This is a genomic window from Pedobacter sp. PLR (assembly GCF_026239675.1).
GTDB lineage: Bacteria > Bacteroidota > Bacteroidia > Sphingobacteriales > Sphingobacteriaceae > Pedobacter.
The window spans coordinates 361,789-382,600 of record NZ_JAPIVQ010000002.1 but is presented as its reverse complement, the minus strand read 5'-3'; the positions used below and the strand labels follow the sequence as shown (position 1 = coordinate 382,600).

The 20,812-nt window shown below is 40.8% G+C and carries 16 protein-coding genes; 6 read left to right on the top strand and 10 right to left on the bottom strand.

Annotated elements, in window-relative coordinates; translation table 11 throughout:
* Positions 1–8: 8 nt before the first annotated feature.
* The 3 genes from uvrA to OQX61_RS05215 all read right to left on the bottom strand — a co-directional run bounded on the left by uvrA (position 9) and on the right by OQX61_RS05215 (position 4,963).
* A complete protein-coding gene (gene uvrA, locus OQX61_RS05225) occupies positions 9–2,852 on the bottom strand; it encodes an excinuclease ABC subunit UvrA (protein WP_265840618.1) in 2,844 nt (947 codons plus the stop codon).
* A gap of 114 nt (positions 2,853–2,966) precedes the next feature.
* Complete coding sequence (locus OQX61_RS05220; protein WP_265840617.1) at positions 2,967–4,019, bottom strand: 2Fe-2S iron-sulfur cluster-binding protein; 1,053 nt, start codon at positions 4,017–4,019, stop codon at positions 2,967–2,969.
* Between the two features lie 86 nt (positions 4,020–4,105).
* A complete protein-coding gene (locus tag OQX61_RS05215) occupies positions 4,106–4,963 on the bottom strand; it encodes a lytic transglycosylase domain-containing protein (protein WP_265840957.1) in 858 nt (285 codons plus the stop codon).
* A 176-nt stretch (positions 4,964–5,139) separates the two neighbouring features.
* On the opposite strand from OQX61_RS05215, the gene OQX61_RS05210 reads away from it, so the two are divergent.
* Together OQX61_RS05210 and OQX61_RS05205 are read left to right on the top strand one after the other, a co-directional pair.
* Complete coding sequence (locus tag OQX61_RS05210) at positions 5,140–6,786, top strand: pseudouridine synthase (RefSeq protein WP_265840616.1); 1,647 nt, start codon at positions 5,140–5,142, stop codon at positions 6,784–6,786.
* Positions 6,787–6,888: 102 nt separating this feature from the next.
* The gene (locus OQX61_RS05205; RefSeq protein ID WP_265840615.1) at positions 6,889–8,001 is read left to right on the top strand and encodes a lactonase family protein; all 1,113 of its coding nucleotides are present in this window, start codon (positions 6,889–6,891) and stop codon (positions 7,999–8,001) included.
* Between the two features lie 126 nt (positions 8,002–8,127).
* On the opposite strand, the gene bshA is transcribed toward OQX61_RS05205, so the two are convergent.
* The 3 genes from bshA to tilS form a co-directional block, all read right to left on the bottom strand.
* Positions 8,128–9,300: an N-acetyl-alpha-D-glucosaminyl L-malate synthase BshA gene (gene bshA / locus OQX61_RS05200; protein ID WP_265840614.1), complete on the bottom strand. Its 1,173-nt coding sequence runs from the start codon at positions 9,298–9,300 to the stop codon at positions 8,128–8,130.
* A 197-nt stretch (positions 9,301–9,497) separates the two neighbouring features.
* Positions 9,498–9,980 (bottom strand): hypothetical protein, encoded by a 483-nt coding sequence (locus OQX61_RS05195; protein ID WP_182957471.1) that lies wholly within the window; start codon positions 9,978–9,980, stop codon positions 9,498–9,500.
* Between the two features lie 57 nt (positions 9,981–10,037).
* The gene (tilS, locus tag OQX61_RS05190; RefSeq protein ID WP_265840613.1) at positions 10,038–11,414 is read right to left on the bottom strand and encodes a tRNA lysidine(34) synthetase TilS; all 1,377 of its coding nucleotides are present in this window, start codon (positions 11,412–11,414) and stop codon (positions 10,038–10,040) included.
* 302 nt (positions 11,415–11,716) lie between these two features.
* Between tilS and OQX61_RS05185 the strand changes: the two genes are divergently transcribed.
* A complete protein-coding gene (locus tag OQX61_RS05185; protein ID WP_265840612.1) occupies positions 11,717–14,251 on the top strand; it encodes an OstA-like protein in 2,535 nt (844 codons plus the stop codon).
* Positions 14,252–14,265: 14 nt separating this feature from the next.
* On the opposite strand, the gene OQX61_RS05180 is transcribed toward OQX61_RS05185, so the two are convergent.
* Both OQX61_RS05180 and OQX61_RS05175 read right to left on the bottom strand, forming a co-directional pair.
* Positions 14,266–14,847 (bottom strand): non-canonical purine NTP diphosphatase, encoded by a 582-nt coding sequence (locus tag OQX61_RS05180; RefSeq protein ID WP_265840956.1) that lies wholly within the window; start codon positions 14,845–14,847, stop codon positions 14,266–14,268.
* Positions 14,847–15,533, bottom strand: coding sequence for a hypothetical protein (locus OQX61_RS05175; protein ID WP_265840611.1), 687 nt, complete (start codon positions 15,531–15,533; stop codon positions 14,847–14,849). The genes OQX61_RS05180 and OQX61_RS05175 overlap by 1 nt, the downstream gene beginning before the upstream one ends.
* A 145-nt stretch (positions 15,534–15,678) precedes the next feature.
* On the opposite strand from OQX61_RS05175, the gene OQX61_RS05170 reads away from it, so the two are divergent.
* The 3 genes from OQX61_RS05170 (at position 15,679) to OQX61_RS05160 (ending at position 18,624) form a co-directional block, all read left to right on the top strand.
* Positions 15,679–16,236, top strand: a complete 558-nt coding sequence (locus OQX61_RS05170) for a hypothetical protein (protein WP_265840610.1) — start codon at positions 15,679–15,681, stop codon at positions 16,234–16,236.
* A gap of 62 nt (positions 16,237–16,298) precedes the next feature.
* Entirely contained in the window at positions 16,299–17,657 is a 1,359-nt protein-coding gene (locus tag OQX61_RS05165) for a peptidylprolyl isomerase (protein ID WP_265840609.1), read from the top strand.
* 4 nt (positions 17,658–17,661) lie between these two features.
* Positions 17,662–18,624, top strand: coding sequence for a MoxR family ATPase (locus OQX61_RS05160; RefSeq protein ID WP_265840608.1), 963 nt, complete (start codon positions 17,662–17,664; stop codon positions 18,622–18,624).
* A 133-nt stretch (positions 18,625–18,757) separates the two neighbouring features.
* Here OQX61_RS05160 and OQX61_RS05155 read toward each other — a convergent pair whose 3' ends face one another.
* Together OQX61_RS05155 and OQX61_RS05150 are read right to left on the bottom strand one after the other, a co-directional pair.
* Positions 18,758–19,645 carry a glycerophosphodiester phosphodiesterase family protein gene (locus OQX61_RS05155; RefSeq protein WP_265840607.1) on the bottom strand — a complete coding sequence of 296 codons (888 nt, stop codon included), beginning with the start codon at positions 19,643–19,645 and terminating at the stop codon, positions 18,758–18,760.
* A gap of 200 nt (positions 19,646–19,845) precedes the next feature.
* The gene (locus OQX61_RS05150) at positions 19,846–20,703 is read right to left on the bottom strand and encodes a nuclear transport factor 2 family protein (protein ID WP_265840606.1); all 858 of its coding nucleotides are present in this window, start codon (positions 20,701–20,703) and stop codon (positions 19,846–19,848) included.
* Positions 20,704–20,812 lie beyond the last annotated feature (109 nt).

Below are 20,812 nucleotides of genomic sequence, written 5' to 3'. Positions count from 1 at the left end.
ATAGATTTTTATAAACCCATTTCTTTCTTCAAAAACTTACCGGTTAAACTGATCGGGTTTTGAACCAATCCTTCAGGAGTTCCTTCAAAGATGATCCTGCCACCGCCGGCACCACCTTCTTCTCCTAAATCGATTACCCAATCCGCTACTTTTACAACATCCAGGTTGTGCTCAATCACCAATACGGTATTTCCTTTTTCCACCAGTTCATTCAGCACCCCAAGGAGCACATTAATATCCTCAAAATGTAAGCCAGTTGTTGGCTCATCCAGAATATAAAATGTTTTTCCGGTATCTTTTTTAGAGAGTTCAGTCGCCAGTTTTACCCTTTGCGCTTCTCCACCGGAAAGTGTAGTAGAAGACTGACCTAAAGTAATATAACCTAAACCTACGTCTTTAAGCGTTTTGATTTTACGATAGATGACCGGCATATTTTCAAAGAAATCACAAGCTTCCTCGATACTCATATCGAGTACATCGCTGATGGATTTACTGCGGTAGCGCACTTCCAGGGTTTCCCTGTTGTATCTTTTTCCACCACATTCCTCACAAGGTACCTGTACATCAGGAAGGAAGTTCATTTCGATAACTTTCATTCCTCCCCCCTGACAAGTTTCACACCTTCCTCCTTTTACATTGAAGGAGAAACGACCTGGTTTATAGCCCCTGATCTTTGCTTCCGGTAACTGCACAAACAGGTTTCTGATGTCAGAAAACACACCTGTATAGGTGGAGGGATTAGATCTTGGCGTACGCCCGATCGGTGCCTGATCGATTTCAATTACTTTATCAATTTCTTTGATGCCATTGATCTTTTCATAAGGCAAAGGATGTTTTTTGGCCCTGAAAAAATGATGGTTTAATATCGGGTATAAAGTTTCGGTGATCAGACTGGATTTACCACTTCCGGATACACCGGTTACCGCGATAAATTTACCCAGTGGGAATTCTACCGAAACATCTTTTAAGTTATGTCCGCTGGCTTTAATGATGGACAATTTATGTCCGGTTCCTTTTCTACGTTTTTTAGGAACTTCAATTCCTTTTTTACCATTCAGGTAAGCCGCAGTCAGGGTATCTGATTTTAAAATCTCTGCCGGAGTTCCCTGTGCAACGATTTGCCCGCCGCGAACACCTGCCGCCGGGCCCACATCAATCACGTGATCTGCTTCCAGAATCATGTCTTTATCGTGTTCTACTACCAATACGGTATTGCCCAGATCGCGTAGGTTCTTTAAAGCACCGATTAAGCGCTCATTGTCGCGCTGGTGTAAACCGATACTCGGCTCATCCAGAATGTACATCACATTCATCAGCTGTGAGCCGATTTGCGTAGCCAGACGTATTCTTTGCGCCTCTCCACCAGACAAGGTCCTTGCAGTACGGTCCAGCGAAAGGTAGTTCAGTCCTACGTCCGTCAGGAAGCCCAGTCTGGTTCTGATTTCTTTAAGAATTTCTTTGGCAATGGTATTCTGACGTTCCGATAAGCGGTCTTCTATGCCCACATACCAGTTTTTCAGGCTGTTGATGTCCATTTCTGCCAGTTCGAAAATATTTTTGCCGTCGATTTTAAAATGCAGACTTTCCTTCTTTAACCTTGCACCATTACATACCGGGCAGGTTTTCAGTTTGCGGAAAGTTTCCATATCCTCGATTGCTCCTTCTCCCTTTTTCTCCTGTTGTTCTTCCAGGAGTTTAATGATCCCGTCAAAAGTGATCTGGTAGTTTTGAACATTCCACTTATTATATTCTACGGCTACACTTAACAATTCCGGAGAACCATTCAGGATGATCCCGATTTGTTCTTCGGTCAGTTTTTCCAGTGGGGTAGATAAAGAGAAGGTGTATTTTTTAGCAAGGGCTTTCAATACCTGGAATACCCAGATATCACGATACTCCCCCAGTGGTGCCAAACCACCGTTCATAATGCTCAGTTTAGGATTCGGCATCACCGATTCCTTATCAATTACGAAAATATAACCCAGGCCGTCGCAGCTTTCACAGGCTCCGTAAGGAGAGTTAAAAGAGAAACTATTTGGTTGCGGTTCATCATAAGAGATTCCGGTGGTCGGGCACATCAGGAAGCGACTAAAATGAGATACATTATTGTCTTTATCGCTGATTTTAATGATGCCTTTACCCATCTTCATCGCCGATTGAATAGAGTCATTCAAGCGTTTCTGATCTTCTCTGTCGATAATCAGGCGGTCGATGACCACTTCAATATCATGGATTTTATAACGATCTACCTGCATTTTAGGGCTCATGTCCTGGATTTCTCCATCAATGCGCACTTTAATATACCCTTGTTTACGAATTTGTTCGAATAATTCCCTGTAATGTCCTTTACGACCTTTGACAACGGGCGCCAGGATATTCACAGGCATCCCTTCAAATTTCTTATAGATATTTCCAAGAATCTGATCTTCGCTCATGCGCTCCATTTTCTCTCCGGTATTGTAAGAGAAGGCATCCGCAGTACGCGCATACAGTAACCTCATGAAATCGTAGATTTCAGTAATGGTTCCTACGGTAGACCTTGGGTTTTTGCTGGTTGTTTTTTGTTCAATGGCAATCACCGGACTTAATCCTGATATTTTATCCACATCAGGACGCTCCATTCCACCCATAAACTGGCGGGAATAAGCACTGAAAGTCTCCATATACCTACGCTGCCCCTCCGCATAAATGGTGTCAAATGCCAAAGAAGACTTTCCACTTCCACTCAATCCGGTAATCACTACCAGCTGGTTGCGGGGAAAGGAGATGTCTATATTTTTAAGGTTATGTACCCTGGCACCATATACTTCTACATCCTTTTGCTCGCCCAGGTCAACGGTATTTTTGCTCATATTTTTATTAAAACAATACTGATATCTATATATTTAAGACAACAAATTTTCAGCCACAAAAATGCTAAAAATTTTATCAAAAGAAAAGTTTCCAGGCCTTGTGGCTGATAATGTTTACCAAACTAGTGTGGTGCCATTTTCAGTGGGGTGGCCGGTACAAACCAGCACCCTTCCTGCTGCAATTTCGTTGTCCATTAAAACTTCATTATAATCCATTCTTACCGCTCCTTTGGTGCAGTTGGCAGTGCAGGTGCTGCAGATGCCAGCATGACAGCTGTATGGCAGGTTGATTCCCTGTTCTAAAGCTGCATCCAGAATACTCTGGTGGTATGGGACCTTGATTTCCCTGATTTCGCCTTTAAAGTCGAGGATCACGGAATAGGTATTGGTATCTTTTACGGTCTTTTCAGTAGTATCATCTTCATCGGCCTCATCTTCAGGAAGTACAAAAGTTTCCTTTTTGATTTGTGTCTGACCAAATCCCAGATTCAATAGCGTGATTCTACAGACATCCATATAATCCACCGGGCCGCAAGTATATAATAAGGTATCCTCTTTTTCGAATTCCTGATTCTCCGCTACGATTCTTTCTATGAGTTGTCCGTTTAACCGGGCCATCATCAGATTTTTCGCCGTGCTGAATAAGTAAATGATTTTTAAACGCTCCGGATATTTCTGTTGCCATTCTTGTAATGCTTCATAGAACAGGCTTCCTTCCGCCGACTTGTTGCTATACGCTAAAATGACTTTGGTATGTTTTTCACGCAGCAATGCGGTCTTTAATATCGAGAACAATGGGGTGATACCTACGCCTGCGCCGAATAAAAACACAGTTCTTTTGATGTCTTCCTGTGGCAGATAGCTGAATTGTCCGTTAGGTTCCAACGCAGTAAGCACATCCCCTACGGCAGTTTTATGGTGCAGGAGTCTGGAAATCTCACCATTTTCTACTCGTTTGATCGCAATAGCGAGTGGTTCGTCCAGGTCCGGAGAACTGCAAAGGGAATACGACCTTCTCAATTCTTTTCCATTCAGCTCAAATACAAGCGTTAAGAATTGTCCGGCCAGATAGTTTGGCTTTGGCGCTCCTATCGGTTCAAAACTGATGAGGAGTGTTTCGCCCGGGCTATAGGTCATTCCGGTAATGCGCAGTTTTAACAGTTTCATAGTCGGGTAAAATAGTGATTTTCCGAGAAAACAAAAAGCCGGAATAAATTCCGGCTCCCCCCTTTGTCTGTCTTAATATATTTTTATTATTCTGCCTGCTCTGCTTTATTAGCTTCGTTGGCAGCGGCCTTCTCCGCATTATAAGCTAAAAACGCTCTTGGCGCTTTATAACCATACTGATTCGGATATTCCATGATCTGTTTCATAGAAATCAATTTGTAAACATAACTAGCGGTTTCGCTGTTCAGTTTCATCTTGAAATAATTGTCTTGTTTTTGCCTGTTAATTTGCTTTCTCATGTGGTTATCACCAACATTGTAAGCAGCTGCGACTAGTGCCCAATTGTCAAAAATTCCGTAGAGTTCTTTGATGTATTTGGCGGCAGCGACAGTGGACTTGCGTAAGTTGTTGCGCTCGTCTACTTTCGAATTAACTTTCAAACCATAACCTCGTGCAGTTGCCGGCATAAACTGCCAGAATCCTGCTGCTCCTTTTGGAGACACGCCCGACTTTAATCCTGATTCAACTAAAGGCATATACTTAAAGTCTTCAGGAATGCCGTAGGCGGCAAGTATTGGTTCTATTACAGGAAACCATTCTGCTGCTTTATTGTGCAAGCGATTGGTTTGTAGATTACTGTAACTAAATTTAGCAAGGGCCTTTTCCATTTTCCGCTCCACTATAGCATCCCCTAATGGTAGTCCTTCCTCTGCAAATTTTAGATCAGCCATTGTTTGAGCTGGCTCCTCGATCTCTGACACTAAAGTGTCGTTATTTCTTGTTGTTTTTTCTTCTTTTAAAAGACTTTCTGCTGCTTGGGGCATGTTGTAAGCAAACACTTTTGCGATTACCAGTAATGTAATTATTACAGTTAATGTTATTATGTGTTTCTTTATCATTTTCCTCCTTTTTTTGGTTAACAATTTTAAAACGTTTGCAAAGATAACGTATATTATCTTAATTATCAAGCTTTTACAGAAACTGCCTCCAAAATCCACGTTTAAACACCCATAGACCGCGATTTTTTACAACTCTTACAACTTCGGAAAAAAGTAGCAAAAAAGTGCCCGATTTTTACTAAATTTGCATCCGCATAAATTATGCGGAATAATAGCGTATCATGATGAAAGACAACAACAGGAACAGTCGGGATGACAAGTCCAAATCGGGCAACAGAAGTTCAACAGGCCAAAATCGTAGCGGAGGAGACTCTTCTTACAGAGATAAAGGCAAGTCTGACGATAAAGATTGGAAAGAGAAAAAGTTTGGTGGCCCGAAAGATTTTAACCCAAGAGAAGGGGGATCAAGAGACTTCAAACCTCGTGAAGGCGGATCAAGGGATTTCAAACCTCGTGAAGGTGGTTCAAGAGATTTCAAACCTCGTGAAGGTGGTTCAAGAGATTTCAAACCACGTGAAGGCGGTTCAAGAGATTTCAAACCTCGTGAAGGCGGTTCAAGAGATTTCAAACCTCGTGAAGGCGGTTCAAGAGATTTCAAACCACGTGAAGGCGGTTCAAGAGATTTCAAACCACGTGAAGGCGGTTCAAGAGATTTCAAACCACGTGAAGGCGGTTCAAGAGATTTCAAACCACGTGAAGGTGGTTCAAGAGATTTCAAACCACGTGAAGGTGGTTCAAGAGATTTCAAACCACGTGAAGGCGGTTCAAGAGATTTCAAACCACGTGAAGGTGGTTCAAGAGATTTCAAACCACGTGAAGGCGGTTCAAGAGATTTCAAACCACGTGAAGGTGGTTCAAGAGACTTCAATGCGAGACCTCATAGTGCAGGTAGTTCAAGAGATTTACCTCCTTCTGACAAAACGCGTAGTTATATAAAGAAAGACCATTTCGGAAAAGGGGATCAACCTTTCAGGAAATTTGATGATAATAAAGGTGGTGGTACTTCAAGAAGTACTGACAGCAGACCTTTTAGAAAAAGAGAAGACGAAGGTGGCTCAAGAGATTTCAAACCTCGTGATGCACGTCCTGACCGCGAAGAGGGTAGCAATACTACAATGCGTAGCAGAAAAGCACCTATCGTTAAAGATGACGGCTTAATTCGTTTAAACCGTTATATCGCCAATTCAGGAATTTGTTCCCGTCGTAAAGCGGATGAACTGATTGCGGCTGGTGTAGTATCTGTTAATGGTGAAGCAATTTCTGAACTAGGTCACAAAATTGACCCTGCGAAAGATGAGATCCGTTACAATGGTGAATTATTGAAACGTGAAAAGAAAATTTACGTGTTATTGAACAAGCCTAAAGATTACATCACAACTACTGAGGATCCTCAGGAACGTCGTACTGTAATGCAATTGGTAGAGAAAGCAAGCAGAGAACGCATTTATCCGGTAGGAAGATTAGACCGTAATACTACAGGTTTATTATTGATGACCAATGATGGCGATCTTGCTGATAAATTATCTCACCCAAGAAATGGCATCACTAAAATCTATCATGTAGAATTAAGTAAGACTTTAAGTCAGGGTGATTTTAACAAAATTCAGTTCGGTTTAGAATTGGAAGATGGTATTATCAAACCTGATAACATTTCTTATGTTGCTGGTGGTAGTAAAAAAGAGATCGGCATTCAGATCCACAGTGGTAAAAATAGAATCGTAAGAAGAATATTTGAACACTTAGGTTATGATGTTGTGAAACTGGACCGTGTAGTTTACGGTAACCTGACTAAAAAAGACCTTCCACGTGGAAGATGGAGATATTTAGAAGAGCATGAATTGATTCAGATCAAACATCTGATCAAGTAATCTTTTCTATAAGATCCAATAAAATAACCTTAGCCTGTTCTTTACAAATCGTAAGGAACAGGCTTTTGTTTTTTTAAGATTATTTTAAATAAATTAGCCCTCATGAAGAAACTCTTATTTTTCCCGGTTATTATGCTCGCATTCCAAAGTTGTGCACAGAAAAAAGATTATAATTTAATTGTAGGTACGTATACCAATACAGGGAAAAGTGAGGGGATTTATGTGTACGACTTCGACACCAATACCGCTGCTTTCAAAGCAAAAAGCGTGACCAAAAATGTAGAGAACCCTAGTTACCTGGCTTTAGGTGAAGGGAATAAAACGATCTATGCGGTCAACGAGACTTCAGAAACCAGTGCAGCCAGTGCATTTAATTTCGATGCGGCCTCAGGCAAACTGACTTTCTTAAATAAACAAGCCACCAATGGTGCGGATCCTTGCTATATCATCGCAGATCAAAAAAATGTGATTACCGCAAATTATTCGGGCGGAAGTATCTCCGTATTTGGGATTGAAAAGGACGGCTCCTTATCCGCCATTAAACAATTGGTAAACCATAGTGGAAAAAGCATAGATAAAGCCCGTCAGGGAAGTTCCCATGTACACATGGCACAATTCACACCAGACCACAAGTATGTGGTGGTAGACGACCTGGGTACAGATAAGGTGTATATATATACGTATAACCCTGATGGTGGTAACAAAGTATTAACCATTAAAGATAGTGTAGCCATTAATCCCGGATCTGGTCCCAGACACCTTGTTTTCAGTAAAGATGCTAAATATGCTTACCTGATTCATGAAATCGACGGCGGGATCACCGTGTTCAGCTACAGCGATGGCAGTCTGACCGAAATTCAGGAGACCAAAATTACTGAGGATGGTTTCAAAGGAGAAAATGGCGCTGCCGATATTCAGCTTTCTCCGGATGGTAAGTTTTTATACGCGAGCAACAGGGGTTCTGAAAATAAGATCACCATTTTTGCGATTGAAAAAGGTGGCTTATTAAGTGTAAGAGCTTATGTACCGACTTTAGGAAAAGGCCCGCGAAACTTTGCCATTGATCCAACAGGAAAGTATTTGTTAGTGGCACACCAGTATACCAACGATATCGTGATTTTTGAACGTAACATGGAAACAGGTGCATTAACTGATACCGGTAAAAGAATCGAAGTAGGCGCTCCGGTATGCCTGGTATTTGCGCCTGCTCAATAAGCAACAATCTTTTATCCTCAGGATAGATGCTTATTTCTGATCAACAAAACAGGCCTTCGGAATATCCGAAGGCCTGTTTTGTTGATCATTGAATTGTATAAATTCAGATTTATTGGATCTAATCCTCTATTTACTGGCTGCTTTTAATACAACTTTCACAGGATTATTCTGTTTTGCTTCTTCAATAATCTGGCTGTAATAATCCACATATATTGGAAGGATTTTCTTCAGGTCAAAGTCCTGAGCTCTGATAAAAGCGTTCTCTTTAAACTGTTGTAACACCTCATCATTTTCCAGAATCTGGATTCCTTTAGCAGCCATATCTTCTACGTCGCCAACATTGCTCATGAAACCACAAAAGCCATCAACGTTTAGTTCAGGTAATCCACCTGCATTAGAGGTAATCGCCGGCACTTTACAGGCCATTGCTTCCAATGCGGCTAGTCCAAAGCTTTCAGATTCCGAAGGCATCAGGAATAAATCGGATACCGAAAGAATCTCTTCTATCGCATCTTGTTTTCCAAGGAAGCGAACATGTTCGCAAATACCCAGGTCTCTGCACAATTGCTCGCAATAAACACGCTCAGGTCCATCTCCGACCATCAATAACTTAGAAGGGATTTTTTTCTGAATCTTGTCAAATGTCAGGACGACATCCTGAGTACGTTTCACTTTTCTAAAATTGGACGTATGGATTAAGATACGTTCGTTATTTGGTGCAATTGCTTTTTTAAAATGATCTTTTGGCTTTAAGCTAAAGCGGTTGAAATCTATAAAATTGGGGATCACTTTGATCTCATTGGTGATCTCAAAATGAGCTTCGGTATCTTCTTTCAAATTTTGTGATACCGTGGTTACGCCATCAGATTTATTGATTGAGAAGGTAACGACAGGTTTATAAGTAGGATCTTTACCTACCAGGGTGATGTCAGTTCCGTGAAGTGTGGTTACAAAAGGAATGTATATCCCGTAAGTTTCCAGAATCTGCTTGGCCATAAATGCGGCTGAGGCATGAGGAATGGCGTAATGAACGTGGAGGATATCCAGTTTCTCAAAACGAACTACGTCTACGAGTTTACTCGCCAGTGCCGATTCATAAGGTGCATAATCAAACAAGGGATAATCCCTTACAGATACTTCATGATAGAATAAGTTGGCAGAGAAAAAGTCGAGGCGTGCTGGCTGACTATAAGTAATAAAATGTACCTGATGTCCTTCATCAGCGAGCGCTTTACCTAATTCAGTAGCAACTACGCCACTACCTCCAAAAGTTGGGTAACAAACAATACCTATTTTCATTCTAGCGAATTTGTTTTTTTGTGATATTCTTATCTCAAATACACGAGGCTCTCCCTTGGGATGTTACTCTTACACAGGCGCTTACTTAACGTGCTGTAAAGACAACACCAATCCAGAAAAACGGTTTGATTTCTTTTGTTTTTACAATGCAAAGAACACTACTTAAACTGAACTTTGTGTTAAACAAATGCAATTATTTAAGATTTCATCTGGTCTTTTATTACCAGATACATCTCGTTGGGACGTTGGGTGCCAATGAAGTATTCGAAACCATCACGATCAGTTAGTACAACGGCATCTTTTCCGGAAGAATAGAAGCGTACACTCCCTTTTCGGTGGAGGTTATAAACAGGGTTGTTGAACAGGTAATTACTATAGGTATCTTTTCTTACGCTTTTAATCGTATTCAAATCGATTTCTACTTTTCTGGCGGACCATAATCCGTCTATCAGGATCTTTTTGTCTTCAATGATGGTTTTGTATTGAATCATGAAAAGCAAAATAATAGAAACAGCAATGATTCCGAAACCTACTACTAAAAATAAGTCCTGGGTATTGTCGCGGTCACGTTCATAAACATAAGCTGCAAAACAAAATGCTGCCATTACCAAACGAATACAGATTCGGATATAATCGCGGCCTATATATTGTTTCTCCAAAAAAGCGTATCGGTTCCCCATCTATATAATTTTCAATAAAGTTACTTGTTTTTTCCTTTGCATAGTAAAACAACCGGATTAAGATTGTTTAGAATTTGTAATATGTGGCGCTGTATAGGTTAATATCGTGATATTACTTGTCGCAGGGCCGATCTTATACCGGTTGTCCTGGCGCATTCCAGCTACCCAAATCACCTCTCCATTTCCATTCAGCAAAATTGGTACCGTATCTTTCCTCGTAACCGGAACTTTTTCATCAATAAAAAAATCACTGAGCTTTTTATAATGTTTCATACCGAAGGGTTTGAACTTATCTCCGGGCTGTCTGCTCCTCAAAATCAATGGATATATCAATTGATCGGTATCAAGATAGGCTTTGTTTGGGTCTCTATCGATCTGGTAATCTTTATCAAAAGCTGCTTTGCTTAGCCTGGTACTATTCAGCGTCCCGTTTGGCGTTTCGATCTCAGGTTCTGTTGGGTGCCATAGCAAATGTTGTCCGCTTTCCTCCGTTTTCAGGGCACTAATGATCAGCTCTTCTCTGTTTAAAGTGAGTTGATGGCTATTGCTGAAAAAAGCTATCCCACTTTGTTTGTCCAGCGCCTGGATCAGATCGCCAATCACCGCCTCAGAAAAATGGTAGGGTTTCAACAGTTCGAACATCAGCAATTTCTGCGGATTCAGGCTTTTCACTTTTTCAATTGAGACGTAAAGGCCGTCATACTCCGTTCTAAACATGGAGCTGCGCAGTCCCGTCACCACTTGCTGTAACACCTGCTCGGTATCTGCAAATCGCTGTATGTTGTGCTGAAAAGTAAGTTCCAGGCTTGCATTGATCTCTTTTAACTGTGGGATCACCTTTAACCGGATTTTGTTTCTCGCATAATTGGCGCTCAGGTTAGAGCTGTCTTCCACATAATCAATGTTTTCTAAATCGATCAGATCGTTGATTGCGGTACGCGTTAAAAACAACAAGGGCCTGATCAGCTTCCCTCTTTTCGGTAGGATGCCATGTAAACCGGCAATACCTGTTCCTCGTGTCAGGTTTAACAATACGGTTTCAATGGCATCATCCTGATGTTGTGCCAGAGCGATATAGGCGTAACCTTCCGCATTGCTTAACGCATCAAACCATTGGTAACGCAGGTCCCGGGCTGCCATCTGGATAGAGATTTTATGGCTGTTGGCATATGCTTTGGTGTCGAAATGCCTGACATAGACAGGAACCTCTAAGGTAGCCGCCAACATTTTTACGAAATGCTCATCGCGGAGAGATTCCTCTCCTCTTAAGTTAAAGTTGCAATGTGCGATTCCGAAGTTATAACCCGCCTGTTTAAACAGCCGGGCCATTAAAACAGAATCCCTACCCCCGCTAACGGCCAGAAGAATCTGATCTTCGTTAGAAAAAAGGGTGTTTTGCTGGATAAAAGCCTTAAAAGTATGAAGAGGTAGCATCTTTCAAAAATATCTATTTTTTCTGAGCAATCCTTATCAGCAGCTGCCGATCCGGCCTATTTGGCTAAATTTTAGGGCAATTACCTCCCTGCGATTTTCAACAGCCTTTTTGTTCCTGTTAATTTAACAATCGATCATTTTAATTGTTTAGTGTAGTAATCATTGTGTTTTATACGTTTAGCCTATAGGATATCTACAGATATCCGCTAAATTTTTACCGATCTTGAAAGAAAGCTTAAAATAGCCAAATTGAACAACATTTATTCTGATGAAAATGGTAAGCAAAAAACTAACTTTGTAACGTGCAGAAACTATCTATTTTTTTTATTTTATTCCTTCTATCGTTTTCGCTACTAGCTCAGCAGAAGACTAAAATCATTCTGAAAAGCTCCCAACGAGCCCGGGTAGAAAAGAATATCAATACCACGTTCCTGAGAAATCCGGTATTCCAACAAGACAATGCCACACTGGCTTGCGATAGCGCTGTATTTTATGAATCGAAAAATATGTTTGATGCCTTTGGCAATGTGCACATCAACCAGGCAGATACGATCAATATTTATTCTGACCGCCTGACTTATGATGGGAATACGAAAAATGCGCACTTAACCAGTAATGTGAAAATGATCGACAAAGAGTCGATTCTAACCACTAATGTCCTGGATTATAACCTGGGGAGTAAAGTGGGCACCTATGTTACCGGTGGTAAGATCGTAAATAAAGATGTGACCCTGACCAGTAAAAACGGGTACTATTTTTCCAATAGCCGCGATGCTTATTTCCGCTATAATGTAGTGGTAGTGACTCCGGAAACCACGATTAATTCTGATACACTAAGATATAACACCCTAACCAACTGGACCTATTTCTATGGCCCAACCAATATCAAGGGCAAAGATGACAACCTGTATACCGAAAACGGGGCCTATAATACCAAAACCCAATACGCTTATTTTGGGAAGAAAAACCTGTATACCACGGATTCAAAATCACTGAAAGGAGATAGTCTATATTATGATGGTATCGCCGGATATGGTAAGGCGGTCAGGAACATTGTTTTTAGAGATACGGCAGACAAAACAGTGATGTATGGCCAGCTGGGTTATTATTACAAAATCGACCAGCGTACTATAGTCACCAAAAACCCTTATGTAGGTTTGGGGACTTCCGATTCTGTCATGGTGGGCAAAAAACTACAGGCGGACAGCTTATGGATGGGTGCTGACACGTTGGAGACTCAAATGGTGCTCCTTAAATCATTAAAACTGATCTCCTCTCCTGTCCTGAAAAAGGACAATGAAATGGGAGAGGTAGAAGAGCCGCAGGAAGAGAAAGTGGGCGCGCAAAAACCTGCCGCTGCTACAGCTAAAAAAGAAGGAAAGGCGAAGGATAAAACTCCGGTCGCCGCGCTTCCGGTTAACCCCGGGGATTCCAGTAAAACCAAACTTTCCGGAACACCCGATTCGCTTTCTAAACAGAACATGCCGCTGAAGAACGACTCTATTCCAATCAGAAAAAAAGAGGTTCCTTTAAGTAAGCAGGCTATAAAACCAGGTCTTGCCGACAGCACAATACTTACGGTATTAGCGGCGGCCGAGGTGATTCAGCCGGAAATCACCGGCAAAGACGCATTGATAAACTCCTTAAAAGATTCCCTGAAAGCGGGGGGCGCTCTGGAAAATGGCAAAGTAAATGCATTGAAAAAGGGCATCGCTAATGCGAAAAATAATACTGGCGCTTTAGCCGGAAACAAAGCGGGAAATAAAGCAATAGCCGGAGCGAAAGCAGTAGTTGGGAACAAAGCAGAGGCAGTAGCTGCTGCAGGTAATAAAGCGGTAGCAGGAAACAAAAATACCGCAGGAAAAGTGTTGAACACGGTAATCGCTCAGGATTCCATTCCTTTTAACCCTGCAGATACGATAAAAACAAGAATCATTAAGGCTTACCACAATGTGAGGGTCTATAAATCGAATATGCAGGCCAGGGCTGATTCCCTGTTTTACACCAGTTCAGATTCTACACTTCGCTGGTATGGGAAACCAGTCCTTTGGGCAGAAGGTTCTCAACAAACAGGTGATACCATTTATCTGAAGCTAAAAGACAAACAGCTGAACACTTCACAGGTGCTCAGCAATGCGTTTATGGTGAATGTAAACCTGGACTCCGCCAGATTCAACCAAATCAAAGGAAAACAAATTACCGGATTTTTCATTGATGGCAAGCTGAACAGAATGTTTGTAGATGGAAATGCAGAAAGCATCTATTACAACAGAGAAAAAGACAGTATTTACACCGAAATGAACCAGACGGTGAGTAGCCGGATAAAGATCATTTTTAAGGATAAAGAGATTTCCGAGATCATCACAATTAAAGATACGGAAGGGCAAAGAACACCGATTAAGGAGCTCAAAGAGGATGTTTTCCTAACCGGTTTCGTCTGGAAACCAGAGCTGAGGCCTTTGTCTAAAAAAGAGGTGATCAATGGTAAACCGAAACTTAAACCCGGTGCAAAGAAACCTGCCGGTCCTAAAGGTCCAAAGCCACAGCCGAAAAAGAAGGATAAGGATGGCAATGATTTGCCTGAGGAAGGACCTGAAGGGAAACCCATTACAGGCAAAGAGGAAATACCTGTTAAAGACATAAAAAAAGCCGTAAAAGGCATTAATATTCCTACTGTAGATTCACTGAAAGCATTGCCTTTAAAAACACCCGTTATAAAACCTGATAGCGCACAGATAGAAAAGATTAAAAAAGAAGCACAAAAAAAAGCGGCTCCAATTAAAGCCGCTATTCTTTCGCCGGTAGTTATACCTGCTGTTCCTTCGAAAAAGCAATAAAGCTTTCTCCGGTTTTATACCTGGTGTTCCTTTAAAAAAGCAATAAGTTTGCGCATGGCAATTGCCCGGTGACTGATTTCATTTTTCTGCTCCATGCTCATCTGAGCGAAGCTGATGTCATAGCCCTCAGGAATAAAAATGGGATCATAACCAAAACCCTGGTTTCCCATTGGTTTTTCAGCGATCTTTCCGTTAATTATCCCTTCGAAAAGGTAGTTCTTATGGTCTTTAAACAGGGAAACAACCGTTCTGAAACGGGCTTTCCTGTTGGCCTGCCCTTCCATTTTCTGAAGGACCAGATTTAAATTTGCAGCATCATCCTTAACACCCGAATACCTGGCCGAATAGATTCCCGGCTCCTGGTTTAGTGCTTCAATCTCCAAGCCACTATCGTCTGCAAAGCAATCCAGCTGGTAGTTTTCTACGACGTAACTACTTTTTAAAGTCGCATTTTCAGCGAATGTGCTGCCTGTTTCCGGAATATCAACCGTACATCCTATATCCGTTAGGTTCAATACTTTATACTGGCCGCGCAATAAATTGCCAACCTCTTCTGTTTTATGTTTATTATTTGTGGCAAATACTAATTCTGTGATCATAATCCCAATTGTTGAAGGCTTCCCCATAATTCTTTCTTTCCAGCTGGACTTTGTTCCAGTTTCCTCAATTCTGCGGAGAATATCAGACGGACCTCTCCCTCCATCACGATTTTATTTTCCGGCTTCGCCGGCAGTTGTAAATCGGCAGGAGAAACACCAAAAGCAAAAATCAAACCGCTCGAAAAATACTGCTGCAATTCTGTAAAATTCGCTTTCGGGTATTTTGCATAATTTAATAAGGCAAAATCACTGGCCGTTAAGTTTATTGATTTCACAATTTTCCGCAACAGCTCCCTTCCCGGCTCATCGCTCACCTCATGCTCCGCATCATTTACCAGAATTAAAATCTTCTTTTTGTTTTTCCCCAGAAAAGTAAAAGACAAAGCCGCTGGTTTTTCAACCGGAATTTTCAATACAGGAATAGCCGGAACTTGCGGAACCCTTGCCGTTACCGGAGTAACTGCAGGCGCTGAGACCCCTGGCTGAGGAATTCCCGCTTCATTTTCTTCAGAAACTGAGCCAGCTGATTCAGCTTCCGAAACTGCATAAACAGCGCTATCTTCCTGAACAACAGACACCAATACTTCTTCAGTTGAATATCCTTCCTCCCCCTTAATCAAATAAATATCCTCTGTAAAAAATAAACGTAAAGCTTCTCCGTTCGTTGTTAGTTCACTGCCCATTAATGCTGATTTTGTTAGAAATCTTTTTTCTGTTAAAATTAGTTAAATATCCTATTATAGTGCCTTTATTTATTACTTTTATGCCTTAAAATATATATAGCATATATCTTTTGTGAGAAAAACTTGTTGCATTATCTTCTTCAGTATGACCTTTGCCAGCGCATTTGCACAAAATGTAGCCAGCATTAACGGGAAACCTGTAAGTAGTAAAGAATTTATGTGGGTTTATAAGAAAACCCATGCGGGGACTGCAAATATTGCATTTAAAGACCTGGAAGACTATTTAAACCTCTACCTGGATTTCAAACTTAAAGTACTGGATGCTATAGAAATGGGTTTTGACAGGGATACGGCCTATCTTTCAGAAATAAAAGATTATGAAACTGCTCTACGTGCTCAAAAAAAGACATCCATTCCAAAGGCTACCTATTCCATGGTGATCAATGAGTACAAAAATGCCGTACTCATGTTTAATGTATCTGAGTTAAAAGTTTGGGATAGAGCTCAAAATGACGAACATCAACTCCGCAACTTTTATGAAAGAAACCAGCCGCTTTATGGGGATGGCTCTTTCGAGGAACAAAAAGGAATAGTGATTGCTGATTATCAAAATGCACTGGAAAAAGATTGGGTAGTGAAATTAAGACAACGATATCCAGTGAAAGTAAATGAAGCTGAATTGAGAAAACTGGCGAAATTTTAAGAATACCGCCTCAAGAATATTAATGTTAAATTTGCAAAAGAATATAATTGAACGTACATAGAATGAAGAAACTTTTAGTGATTACAGGCGGATTGATCTGTTTGTTTTTAAACACACAAGCGCAAAAGAAAAATATAGATAAAGTTGTTGCTGTATTAGGGAATAATATCATTTTATTATCTGATTTGAACCAACAATATGCGCAATACCTGAATTCTGGTAATCCAGCAGATGAAAAGGTAAAATGCTATATCTTACAACAAATGCTTGCGCAAAAATTGCTAAAGCAACAGGCAGAAATCGATTCAATTACGGTGGATGAATCTCAGGTAGATAATGAAGTCGAAAAAAGAATGCGTATGCAAATCCAACGTGCAGGTGGAGAAGAGCGTTTAGAGCAATTCTTAAACCGTTCGGTTTTGCAATACAAAGATGAAATCAGACCAGACATTAAAGAACAGTTGATTTCTGACAATATGCAACAACACATCACCAAAGATGTGAGCATCACTCCTCTTGAGGTTAAAAAATACTTTGATTCTTACAAAAAAGACAGCTTACCTGATATTCCTACAGAATTTGAGGTTGGAGAAATCGTACTTCACCCAAAGCTGACTAAAGTAGAAAAACAGAAATTCCATGATAAAATCGATGCCTTAAGGTTAAGGGTTAAAAGTGGTGAAGACTTTGCTTTCCTTGCAAAATCATACTCGGAAGATCCGGGATCAGCAGCTGATGGTGGTGATTTAGGTTTCTTTGACCGTACCAGAATGGTAAAAGAATTTACAGCATGGGCTTTCAAATTGAAAGCCGGTGAAGTTTCTCCGGTTTTCGAAACAGAACATGGTTTCCATATCTTACAAGTAATTGAACGTCGTGGAGAGCAGGTTCAAGCTCGTCACATTCTTGTTCGCCCACAGATTACACCAGCAAGTTTAGAACGTGTAAAACTTCAGGCAGACAGTATTTACAATAACATCATTAACAAAAAAATCACTTTTTCTACCGCTGCCTCTTTATACTCAGACAATAAAGAATCACAATACAATGGTGGAATGATCCTTTACGCAGATAACGTAACCGCAAGAACTACATTCATTCCCGCAGACAAACTTGATCCTAAGGTATTCTTAGTAGTAGATACCATGAAAGTTGGTGATCTGTCTAAACCTGTTCGTTTCACGGGGCAGGATGGTAAAGAAGGTTATAAATTATTGTACCTGAAATCTAAAATTCCACCGCACAAAGGAAATCTGGAGCAAGATTATGCGAAGTTCAAAGAAAGAGCACAACAGGCTAAAGTTGACCGTACGTTAAGCGAGTGGTTTGAGAAAAGAAGAGAAAATACTTACATCAGAATCGGAGAAGACTATGATCAGTGTGATGAGTTAAAAATCTGGGCTCAAACCTCTAAGAAATAATTCTATGCAGTTTGAAAACGATATCAAAGCAGTAGACGCCTTACATCAGGTATACAAAGACATTAAGGCCGAGATTGGCAAAGTGGTTATTGGGCAGGATGAAGTGGTCAAATCGGTTTTAATATCCATTTTCAGCAATGGTCACTGTCTGCTGGTCGGCGTTCCCGGCCTGGCAAAAACCCTGCTGGTTCAAACGGTATCGAATGTACTGGATCTTAATTTCAACAGGATCCAGTTCACTCCGGACCTCATGCCCAGTGACATCATTGGCGCAGAAATCCTTGGTGAAGACCGCAACTTTAAATTCATTCCCGGGCCGATATTTTCAAATATCATCCTTGCAGATGAGATCAACAGAACACCGCCTAAAACGCAAGCCGCCCTATTAGAGGCCATGCAGGAAAAAGCGGTTACTGCTGCCGGACAAAGACATGTATTGCCAAATCCTTTCTTTGTATTGGCTACGCAGAATCCAATTGAACAGGAAGGAACTTACCCCCTTCCGGAAGCTCAACTGGATCGTTTTATGTTTCATGTGCATTTGGGCTATCCTTCTTTTGAAGAAGAATTGACGATTGTTAAAAACACAACCAATAATGAGGTGGTTCTGCTGAAAAAGATCATCAATGCCCAGCAGATCCAATATTTCCAAAAACTGGTTAGAAATATCCCTATCGCCGACAATGTGGTTGAATATGCCGTTAAACTGGCCAGTAAAACCCGTCCGCATACTGCACACGCCACAGAAGAGGTAAACAAGTACATCAGCTGGGGTGCAGGTCCGAGGGCCTCTCAGTTCCTGGTTATCGGCGCGAAGTGCCATGCAGCGATATCCGGTAAATATTCTCCGGATATTGAAGATGTACAAGCTGTAGCGGCAGCCATTTTAAGACACCGGATTGTCAGGAATTACCGCGCAGAAGCAGAAGGTCTTTCGATGGAGCAAATCATTAAAAACCTATTTTAAACTTAAGTTATAAAGCATCGCTAATGGCCAGAACTGTTCTGTTCAAGGTAGCCAGATGTTAATTGATATAAAAAGAGCGGCCTTGAAAATTTCAAGGCCGCTCTTTTTATATCCTGATTTTTATACTTTGCTTTTATTCCCCTTTCAGCAATTCTGCTTTAAACAGGTTTGGATAATCTGTCACCAGACCATCTACACCAAGCCCAATCAGGTATTTCATTTCTTTAGTAGAATTGATCGTCCATGGAATGATTTTAATCCCCGCTTCATGACACCTGTCTACCAGGCTTTTCCCCACCAACACCGAGTATGGGCTGTACACTGTCGGTTTGAACCCTAATTCCTGAATGTTATTCTCAAAGTCTTCCTTCTCATCAATCAGCAATCCCGTTTTTACCTTAGGATAGTTTTCATGAAGATACTGAAGTGTGCGGATATCAAAAGACTGAATCGTCACTCTTTTCTCCAGTTTCTTTCTTTTGACAATCTCCATGATCAGATCCACAAATTCTGCCGGTTCCGGCTGAAACTCACCGTCACCTTTAGGGATCAGTTTAGTTTCAATGCTATAATTAGGTTTCGGCAACCTGTTTTCCTTTACATAAGCCTCTACAGAATCCAGTGTTTCTTCCAGCAAAGGCTTAGACACTTTAAATTTCTGCTGACCAGGAAAACGATTATGGATTTTACTCCCCACGTCGAATTTCTTAATCTCCTCATAGTTCATCTTGTAGATGTTGTATTTCTTTTGATCTTTTAAGCTGATGGCTTTGCCATCTGGTTTAAGGCTGATCTCTGCATTGAAATAAGGCTCCTGAGAAAGGACAACCTGTTTATCTTTTGAGATCACCGCATTCATCACTAAGGTGTTTACGCCGAGATCTAAGGCTTTAATCATTCCTTGAATAGTATTTTCCGGCATAATGCCTCTGGCGCCTCTCTGGCCCTGTAAATCAAATTTCTGAGCCTGACTCTGAGCGGCAATCAACATTGCCGCAAGGATTAGTATTTGTTTCTTCATTAAGTGTGGTTATTCATTAATTATGGTTACTCCTCATCCATAACGCAGATAAAGTACGATCCTTATCTAAATAGTATAGGAAAACTCCATGTATCATGAAAAGGATAAACATTATTAAAATAAAGGATTAAAATATAGCGCATAAAAAAAGGGTTTTTAAGTTAAACCTTTAAAAACCCTTTTTTTATCTTTTCATTTGATTAACGTTCTGCTGGTGTGAAAACCTGCATAATCAAGTTCCAGTTATGATCAGCCTGACGCTCATAAATAAACACGTAGTTGAAACTTTCTCTCAGGTCTGCTTTATAATCGATAGTTGCGATACCATAAGTATAAGCCATATCACCACCCAATGCCTTATCAGCTTTAGTTGTTTTAAGTGTCATGTTTTTCACCATTCCATTGTAAAAAGCCATTGCTTTATCTTTTCCAATGATCGGCTCATAGCCAGGGAACAATACTCTGACATCAGGGTTTAAGAAACTTGCAAAAGCAACAACGCCATAAGACTTCAATGTCGTATTTAACGTTTTTTCTGTAGTCCCGATGATATCATTTCCGGCTGCTCTATGTTTCTCTGTAGCAAACTTAGGCGTATAGAATTCCTTAGGCTCAATAAATGAATCCTGTACTTTGTTCAATGGTTTGTTGTGTGTAACGCCAAGATCCATTGCCAATTCCCATTTACCATCTTTAGCTTTCCATACCGACAGGTACTGTCCGTAAGCTTTCTCCGCACCGTTATCCGTAAATGGACCAGTTGTAAAACCCCAGTCGCCACTCTTAGCTACTCTTGCATAAGTTGGTGTCCAGCTCAAATCTTTGGTATCCCCTTGTGTCGCGTAATAAGTTTTTGCATTCACCGGATTCGGTCTGAATACCAGGGCATCATTTGCCGAAAAAGTAGTAAAAGCATTTTTAGCGCCATGTTTTGCAAGGCTTTCCGCAAATTCTTTTTCTGCTTTAACAAGAGATTTAGTGGTTCCGTCCGACTTTTGTGCATAAGCACTAACAGTCATAGAAAGGGCAACCATAGTATAAAGGACTTTATTGATCATGATTTGAAATAGTTTGAATACTTAATTTTGTTTTAGTACGAATAAATCTGGTAAAATATATTTAGCGCCAATAGCATTGGCGCACAAATGTTTAATACGAATATAATAG

Excerpts from the sequence above, each read along its gene's own strand:
- OQX61_RS05150 (WP_265840606.1), bottom strand. The coding sequence starts at position 20,703 with ATGATCAATAAAGTCCTTTATACTATGGTTGCCCTTTCTATGACTGTT.
- OQX61_RS05155 (WP_265840607.1), bottom strand. The coding sequence starts at position 19,645 with ATGAAGAAACAAATACTAATCCTTGCGGCAATGTTGATTGCCGCTCAG.
- OQX61_RS05175 (WP_265840611.1), bottom strand. The coding sequence starts at position 15,533 with ATGGGCAGTGAACTAACAACGAACGGAGAAGCTTTACGTTTATTTTTT.
- OQX61_RS05165 (WP_265840609.1), top strand. The coding sequence starts at position 16,299 with ATGAAGAAACTTTTAGTGATTACAGGCGGATTGATCTGTTTGTTTTTA.
- tilS (WP_265840613.1), bottom strand. The coding sequence starts at position 11,414 with ATGCTACCTCTTCATACTTTTAAGGCTTTTATCCAGCAAAACACCCTT.
- OQX61_RS05220 (WP_265840617.1), bottom strand. The coding sequence starts at position 4,019 with ATGAAACTGTTAAAACTGCGCATTACCGGAATGACCTATAGCCCGGGC.
- OQX61_RS05160 (WP_265840608.1), top strand. The coding sequence starts at position 17,662 with ATGCAGTTTGAAAACGATATCAAAGCAGTAGACGCCTTACATCAGGTA.
- uvrA (WP_265840618.1), bottom strand. The coding sequence starts at position 2,852 with ATGAGCAAAAATACCGTTGACCTGGGCGAGCAAAAGGATGTAGAAGTA.
- OQX61_RS05195 (WP_182957471.1), bottom strand. The coding sequence starts at position 9,980 with ATGGGGAACCGATACGCTTTTTTGGAGAAACAATATATAGGCCGCGAT.
- bshA (WP_265840614.1), bottom strand. The coding sequence starts at position 9,300 with ATGAAAATAGGTATTGTTTGTTACCCAACTTTTGGAGGTAGTGGCGTA.
- OQX61_RS05210 (WP_265840616.1), top strand. The coding sequence starts at position 5,140 with ATGATGAAAGACAACAACAGGAACAGTCGGGATGACAAGTCCAAATCG.
- OQX61_RS05170 (WP_265840610.1), top strand. The coding sequence starts at position 15,679 with ATGACCTTTGCCAGCGCATTTGCACAAAATGTAGCCAGCATTAACGGG.
- OQX61_RS05205 (WP_265840615.1), top strand. The coding sequence starts at position 6,889 with ATGAAGAAACTCTTATTTTTCCCGGTTATTATGCTCGCATTCCAAAGT.